Below are 6,542 nucleotides of genomic sequence, written 5' to 3'. Positions count from 1 at the left end.
CAGGTAAATCTGGCCTGGAGCCACCTTCTGGCGCGACGCTGGGAGCTGGCCGATTTTCACTTCAGCCTTGCACATGAGCAAAATGCCGGGAACCCCGCGACGTTGATTGCCTACGCGCTGGCCAGCTCCTTCATGGGTGATCATCAACGGGCATCGGAGCTTTCGAAGCGCAGTTTCGACCTCAATCCCATGCCCGACGCTCACTATCATGGCTACCAGGCGACCATTGCCTTTCTCGCCAATGATCTGGAGGGGTGCGTGGCCGCTGCGGTCAAGAGCGATCAACTGTTCGCCGACATCCACGGCTGGTCGGCGGCGGCACTTGCGTTGCTGAAACGCAACCGCGAGGCCGGGGATGAGTTCAGACGTTTTCTACGCAACCTAACGGCGGCGTGGCAAGGGCCGGGTAGGCTTGACCGCGCTGTCGCCGTGGAGTGGTTCAAGACCGCTTTTCCGATCCGGTTACCAGTCGATCAGGAGAAGCTGGCCCGTGGCATCGAATTGGCAGCCCAGTCGGGCTGACACGGCCGAACCGTTGCTCGCAATTGCGCCGGGTTTCACTTGCAGCGTGACATCACGTAGTCGCCGAGGCGCTTATGATATGCGCTCAAACGGTTTTTCTTTATTTGATCGGGCGGGCCGGCGTTCGGGTCGAGATTGTAGTGATCGGGAAATGTATAGTCCTCACCGGGTCCATCCGCCGGCGCAATGGTGGCGATCGTTTGCTCGACGTCGCCGGTGAAGGGAAAGGCGATGTTCACGATCAGGTCTTGGTCGAAGTATGGTTGGATGGTGATCTCCTCCCAGGTTTTGTCCCTGGGCGTCATGAACCCACGCAGCAGGTCCTTCATCGCCTCCTGATCTCCACTTCTGAAGATCGCTTGCTTGGCCGGATCCTTGATCAGGTCTCGGATGAATTCGCCAAGCGCCTCGAACTGCACATCTTTGAACTTCACCATGTCCACTTCCCCCGCTAAACCAGATTGAGCACTGTAGCGCTGCCGTTATCAGCGCTATTGAAAACCCTGACTGCCGAGCAGGCCGCCAAGCACTTCATCCGATACCTTCGCAGTATCATTGAGATCGAGCAGTCCTGCCAGCGTTTTTGGCTCTACGTCCGGAATGAGCCTGCGAGAGGTGATATCCGTATCGGCAGCCTTGAACAGTGCGGATGCGATCGTGGCGGCCACCACATAGGAGCCAACTGGGCCAAGATGGCTGCCGTCATTACCAAGAACGGACGCCTCCTGGATGATATAGTAGGAGAGAGGTGTTTGCCTCAGGAACTCCGGGTACCGTTGCAAAGCGGCCCGAAGTCGGCCGGCGTTGTAGACGTAACGTTTGGCGCAGGCGGCCGTGGGAAGCATGTCATTGCCCGTCAGGACCGGCACATCGATATTGTTGTCGCCCAGGGCGGTCTTCACCGCACCGGCCACGTCCTGCCCGGATGGCAAACCAAGGTCGTAACAGCGCCAGCAATCCATGAAGGCAACCGGCCGGACTGTGCCGTTCAATTCCGCACTCAGGCCGGCAATCGTCAGTTCTTTCGACAGGAATGGTCCTATGCGCCGGGCACTTTGAGCTTTCGACGGGGTGTCGGCTGAGGCAAACCGGTTCCAGTCGACAATCCAGTTCTCGGGTATTGGAATCTCCCCACCCGGGCGCAGGCTGGAAAAGGACAGCATTTTGCGCAGATTGGCTGGTTCTTCGACCGACCTGTCGTTCACGACATAGAACTGCCGGACCATGGCGTGGGCAAAGCGCGACGCACCGAAGGTGAATTCCAAAGGCAGCGCATTGAAAGTCTCAAGTGCCGAGACTCCGGCGCCAAGAAAATCGTCACTGGCGAAAAAATGGTCCCATATTTCCGGAGCCAGAACTTTTCTCAGATAGTCGTTGATGATCACAGTGCGGTAAACCGAGGTCAGATAGATCCTGGCACGCTTGTAAGCTTCTGCTGGGTCGGTGCCGATGCCAAGCAGTAGATCCACGATCCTGTTGTGGATGCCCATGAGTGTGCAGAGCAGTTGCGACAGGACAAGATTGTCGTCGTTTCGCGGATCCGCCACCAAGGGCCGATAAGGCGATCGTCGACCCTCGACACTGATAAACTTGCCCGAGAAGTCGATGCGCGGCAAATCACGGCCCTGCATGGTCTTACCGTCGACTGGAAGCATACTGTCTTTCATGCAAGGCAAGCCGATCGGAAAGCGGCAGGCCGACAGGTCCGCCCCATCCGCAACATCGTAGAGATGGGCGTCGACGATTGGCCCCCGCCCATAGAGCCCCGAAAGGTCAAGGCTTTGCGAGGACGCGTTCTTCAAATGATGGGTTTTGCCTGTCGGCTTGGGCAATCCGAATATTTGGCTGAAGACGATGTCATGGAACACGAATTGGCCGAAATAGGTAAAACCGGCTGGCGTAGGGCTGAGATCGCTGCCTTCAAGTCCATCGGTCGGGCCGACCATTTCCGCCGTGATGTCCAGCAAGCCTGCCTTGGTGCGGTCGATGGCGCTCTCGTCTTCGGTTGCGTCAAACAAGGCGATCGGCATGTCTGCCAGGGACGGGAAGAGCCTGATGCCTCGCAAGGTCGGCTTGTCGTTGAGGCCGTCGTCTGAATGCTGGTTTGACCGGTTCGGCACGTTAGCGGCTTCGAAGGAGGACGTTTCGCCGTGGAGCATCGAAGTAGACCTCGTTTTCCAGAAGGATGAATGCGGCCAGGCGAGTAGCTTGGCATGAATCCGAGAGTAGAAACAGACTTGCCCGTCGGTGGTTTGAATGGCGCGGCCCCAGAGCAGAACGACATTGCCGAGGCGATCATGACACTGACGGATCGAGCTTCGGGCCCGCCGAGACGGCGGTGAACAGCACACAGGACAGAATGACGCACGCACCCAGAAGCCCGTCGGGCGAAAGCCGTTCACCAAGCAGAGCGGCAGCGGAAATGGCGGCGAACACACCCTCTCCGCTGCAAATCACCGCCGCATGGGACGAAGTGGTGTAGCGCTGTGCAGAAGTCTGCAGGCAAAAGCCGACAGCGGTCGAGAACACACCAAGCATGATGAGTTCTGGCCATGCTGCCATAATTGCCTGAAATGTCATTGTGCCCTGCAGGGCGAAAGGTAGCGTGGCAACGGCCGTCCCGATGAACTGTGCGGCCGCCGTCGCGAAGGGATGGCCATGTGCCTGCACATGCCGCCCGAGTTCGACCGTCCACACTGCAAAACAGATTGCAGTCAGGACGGCGAAAGCGTCGCCGGCGGTTGCCGAACCATTGAAGCCGCCCGCCAGGAGAGCCGATCCCACGACCGTCAGAATTGCGACGAATAGGATCAGTGCACTTGGACGCTCCCTCATGATCAGCCACGCGGCGATCGGCGTGATAACAGTGGAAGCGCTGATAAGGAGGCTCGAGTTCGTCACCGTCGTGCTGACATAGGACAATTGCTGGACCACACAGCCGAGGGCAAAAAGTAGAACCACTCTCGCCACACTTGGAAACCAGCCGGTGTTGGTTTCGGGGTCGCGCTCCCGCACCGCGAATGGCAACGTCACCAGTCCGGCGATCACGCTGGTCAGGAAAACAACCGCCATGGGATCGAGGTGGGCCAGTATGGTCTTGTGGGACACATTGCCCACTCCCCAAATGAGCGCAGCAAGCATTAGCAAGGAATTTGCCTTGAATCTGGACATGATTGATCGCATCACCACAGCGGGCAATGGCTCCAACGGTTTGTGATCGGGTTTGAAAGCGATGATCGGGGCCGACGGACCCCGTCATTGTCGAGGTGGCTGGTGTTGCGCGGAAGAACGCGTCTTTTGGTTCGCGATCTATCCGGGGCCAGCACTCGATATATGTGATCTGCGCAAGACGGGGATGGTGGGCAGCAGGACGGGCTTTGGCGGTTCGTTCTGCTCGAAACTGACGCTGCGCTGAAGAAGCGGAAGGATGGCCTCCGGGGTTGCCGAAACCATTTGCGTGCATCGGGTTGACGAGTTCATGAAGCCAGCCTCAGACATGCTCTCGAAGACGCCGAGAAGTGGTGACCAGAAGCCTTTGAAATTCGCCAGGACCAGCGGCTTGCAGTGCCTTTCCAGCTTGCGAAGCGTCATGACCTCGGTCAGTTCCTCAACGGTTCCGATGCCGCCAGGCAAGGCTACAAATGCATCCGCGTAGTCAAACATGAGCTGTTTGCGGATACTCATGTCGGGAACTGAAATCGTCTGGCATCCCGATAATAGCATTCTCATCCGCTCGATCAGGAACTGCGGGGTGATCGCGATCACGGTTCCACCCCCTTCTGCTGCGGCAATAGCCACCTGGCCCATCAGGCCATCACAGCCACCGCCATAGACCAGGCGAATACCTGCTGCGGCTATCGTCTCGCCAAGGATGGTGGCGCAACGGGCGTGGTCGGGATCGTTGCCAAGCATGGCGCCGCCGAAAACGCAGATCGTGCCGATGCGTCGCTGCAAGGGATAGGAGCGGCCGATCTGTTCTGCGGAATTGTCGGATGATGATCCAAACATGGTGTCTCTCCAAATGAGGTTGGAATAGCGAAGCTTGATCAGCCGGCGGAATGATCGCGGGCTGCGCGAGGTTGGCTCGATCGGAACAGAAGCAGGTCAGCCCAGGACCAGAGCAGGTAACAAACGAGAAGGCTGGCGGGCGTAGACCAATGCTGTGGCTGTTCGACTTCGAATTTGAACAGCGATGCACAGAGTTCTGTCCCGGCGGCGATGAGGGCCGGCAGCCGGCTGAGAAGGACCATGACGCGAAACGGGTCGGGGCCGTATTCCGACAAGTTGAGGATCCGGACACCGGGTCGGTGGCAAGCACTGCCGAATTTTCCAACGGAATGAAGCAGGCCCGATGTCAACGCCAGCAACGGATGGCCAAGTTCAAACAGGGCCAGGCCAAGGCAAACGGCACCAACGCCGGACAGGAAATCACCCAGGCGGTTGAGATTTTCCCTAGGCTTGAGACGCCCGTTCCAGGCGCGATGGTAGATCTCGCCGCTGGCGAAGAAGATCGCCGTCGCCGAGGTCATTGCGATCGCAGCGAAATTGCCGGTCAAATAATGGCTGATGGCGGCCGGCGCGCCTGTCCAGAGGAGTTGGTTCAGATCGCCGGATACGAGAATCTGCGCCGTAATCCCCTGACAAAGACCAATGAGGTTGCCGACATTGTAGGCTCCCCCAGGGCCAGACATCCGTGCCGTTAACGCGCTGCGCCAAGCAAGGAGGCGCGGAGACCGGACCGTGAAGGATGAGGCTGTTTCGCGAGCTGAAATCTCGACTGGGGCTACACGCAGCGGCTTATTGATGTTGAGCGTCATGTCGGGTTCCTCCCTTATGACGCATGCTTTGCAGTGCTCCGCGTGATCTCAACGTGAATTGCGCTGGAATGGGTCCGTCCAGGCTAACAGGCAGATCGCATTGGCGGTCCCTGCAAGGTGACGGTTGATCTACTTCTCTCAATTGCCTCGGCCAGCCTTATCCCGCGGCGAGCTTCTGTGTCGGCGGGGCCTTGCAGCCCTGGCCGACGACATTGTCTAAGCGGGTCGCCTGCCGAGCCTCCATTGACAGCCATCCGGATGCACGGACCGCGAAGACCGGAAATCATCTCTCGACGATCATGCGAAGACACCGGGGAACGATGATCGTTATTTCACGCTGAATTACGCTGAGTTGCCCAACATCACAGCCGCAACGCCAGACTGACATCCGCAAAAGGCTGAGCGGTCGAACCTGAACCTCAACTGAATCCAAGGATGGAATTCGATCATGCTACGCAGCTTGACGAAAACATTCACCGCCATCTCGACAATCGCGGTTCTCATGGCACCTCTGATGACTCCCAATGCGGCCTACGCGAACAGCACCACCGTTCCGCGCAAATGCATAAACGGCGTGGCAAGGTGCGCATCTCGCTATCCAGCAAGCTTTCGAGACCACCCATTTCAATTCAGCGGGACAGTGCAACGCACCTTACTCCCGAGGTTGGCGCAACGCTCTCCGGGTCGGCATCCATCTCAAGCTCCTTCGAACGCCCGGCTTGTCTGAGGGTCTTCACAAAATGTTACGTAAGGGAACGTTCGCGCCTGACTCTTCTTAGGCAATCGAGGCGGTTGTCGCCTCGTGCATTGTGAAGGAGAAGAAGAATGCCCAATCAAGGTGGTAGCCACGAACAGCATGTGAAGGCAGGCCAGCAGAGCCACAAGAATGCCGACAATAAAAACCGTCAGCAACAGCAGGCCGCTGGTGGTGGTCAACGGCAGCAGGGCGATGGATCCGGCATGCGTGGTGGAACCCACGAACAGCACGTGAAAGCTGGCGAACAAAGTCACAAAAACCGCTGATCGCGGGTGATTTCAGCAGACCCACCCCGAAGTATCGGGGTGGGTCTGATTGCATCTGAAAGAGGTGCTATCGACGACGCTGCGGTTGGAGTCGCGAAAGTCGCCCCGGCGACTTTGCCGGGGCGACTTCAGTCAGGACGCCCAGTCAGGCAGCTTGCTCCAGGGCGCGCTCATTGACAC

The 6,542-nt window shown here is 58.3% G+C and carries 7 protein-coding genes; 2 read left to right on the top strand and 5 right to left on the bottom strand.

Features of this window, described 5'->3' with window-relative positions; genetic code table 11:
* The coding region (locus EN925_RS17765; RefSeq protein WP_164894261.1) for a hypothetical protein at nucleotides 1-522 on the top strand (522 nt) is incomplete at its 5' end.
* A gap of 35 nt (nucleotides 523-557) precedes the next feature.
* On the opposite strand, the gene EN925_RS17760 is transcribed toward EN925_RS17765, so the two are convergent.
* From EN925_RS17760 to EN925_RS17740, 5 genes are all read right to left on the bottom strand, one after another.
* Complete coding sequence (locus EN925_RS17760; RefSeq protein WP_013530422.1) at nucleotides 558-959, bottom strand: hypothetical protein; 402 nt, start codon at nucleotides 957-959, stop codon at nucleotides 558-560.
* Nucleotides 960-1,013: 54 nt separating this feature from the next.
* Complete coding sequence (locus tag EN925_RS17755) at nucleotides 1,014-2,681, bottom strand: peroxidase family protein (protein ID WP_127369012.1); 1,668 nt, start codon at nucleotides 2,679-2,681, stop codon at nucleotides 1,014-1,016.
* Nucleotides 2,682-2,817: 136 nt separating this feature from the next.
* On the bottom strand, nucleotides 2,818-3,693 hold the full coding sequence (locus EN925_RS17750; protein ID WP_245460968.1) for a DMT family transporter: 876 nt from the start codon (nucleotides 3,691-3,693) through the stop codon (nucleotides 2,818-2,820).
* A gap of 138 nt (nucleotides 3,694-3,831) precedes the next feature.
* On the bottom strand, nucleotides 3,832-4,530 hold the full coding sequence (locus EN925_RS17745; protein ID WP_063172726.1) for a TIGR00730 family Rossman fold protein: 699 nt from the start codon (nucleotides 4,528-4,530) through the stop codon (nucleotides 3,832-3,834).
* A 38-nt stretch (nucleotides 4,531-4,568) separates the two neighbouring features.
* The gene (locus tag EN925_RS17740) at nucleotides 4,569-5,339 is read right to left on the bottom strand and encodes a hypothetical protein (protein WP_127369013.1); all 771 of its coding nucleotides are present in this window, start codon (nucleotides 5,337-5,339) and stop codon (nucleotides 4,569-4,571) included.
* Between the two features lie 825 nt (nucleotides 5,340-6,164).
* Here EN925_RS17740 and EN925_RS17735 point away from each other — a divergent pair.
* Complete coding sequence (locus EN925_RS17735) at nucleotides 6,165-6,362, top strand: hypothetical protein (protein WP_013530427.1); 198 nt, start codon at nucleotides 6,165-6,167, stop codon at nucleotides 6,360-6,362.
* Nucleotides 6,363-6,542: the final 180 nt, after the last annotated feature.

Source organism: Mesorhizobium sp. M7A.F.Ca.US.006.04.2.1, assembly GCF_004022915.1.
Lineage (GTDB): Bacteria > Pseudomonadota > Alphaproteobacteria > Rhizobiales > Rhizobiaceae > Mesorhizobium > Mesorhizobium ciceri.
Note: the sequence above shows the minus strand (reverse complement) of the source record. Positions and strands in the feature narration are given on the sequence as shown.

Coding starts and splice junctions, on each gene's coding strand:
- EN925_RS17760 (WP_013530422.1), bottom strand. CDS start 959: ATGGTGAAGTTCAAAGATGTGCAGTTCGAGGCGCTTGGCGAATTCATC.
- EN925_RS17755 (WP_127369012.1), bottom strand. CDS start 2,681: ATGCTCCACGGCGAAACGTCCTCCTTCGAAGCCGCTAACGTGCCGAAC.
- EN925_RS17750 (WP_245460968.1), bottom strand. CDS start 3,693: ATGTCCAGATTCAAGGCAAATTCCTTGCTAATGCTTGCTGCGCTCATT.
- EN925_RS17745 (WP_063172726.1), bottom strand. CDS start 4,530: ATGTTTGGATCATCATCCGACAATTCCGCAGAACAGATCGGCCGCTCC.
- EN925_RS17740 (WP_127369013.1), bottom strand. CDS start 5,339: ATGACGCTCAACATCAATAAGCCGCTGCGTGTAGCCCCAGTCGAGATT.
- EN925_RS17735 (WP_013530427.1), top strand. CDS start 6,165: ATGCCCAATCAAGGTGGTAGCCACGAACAGCATGTGAAGGCAGGCCAG.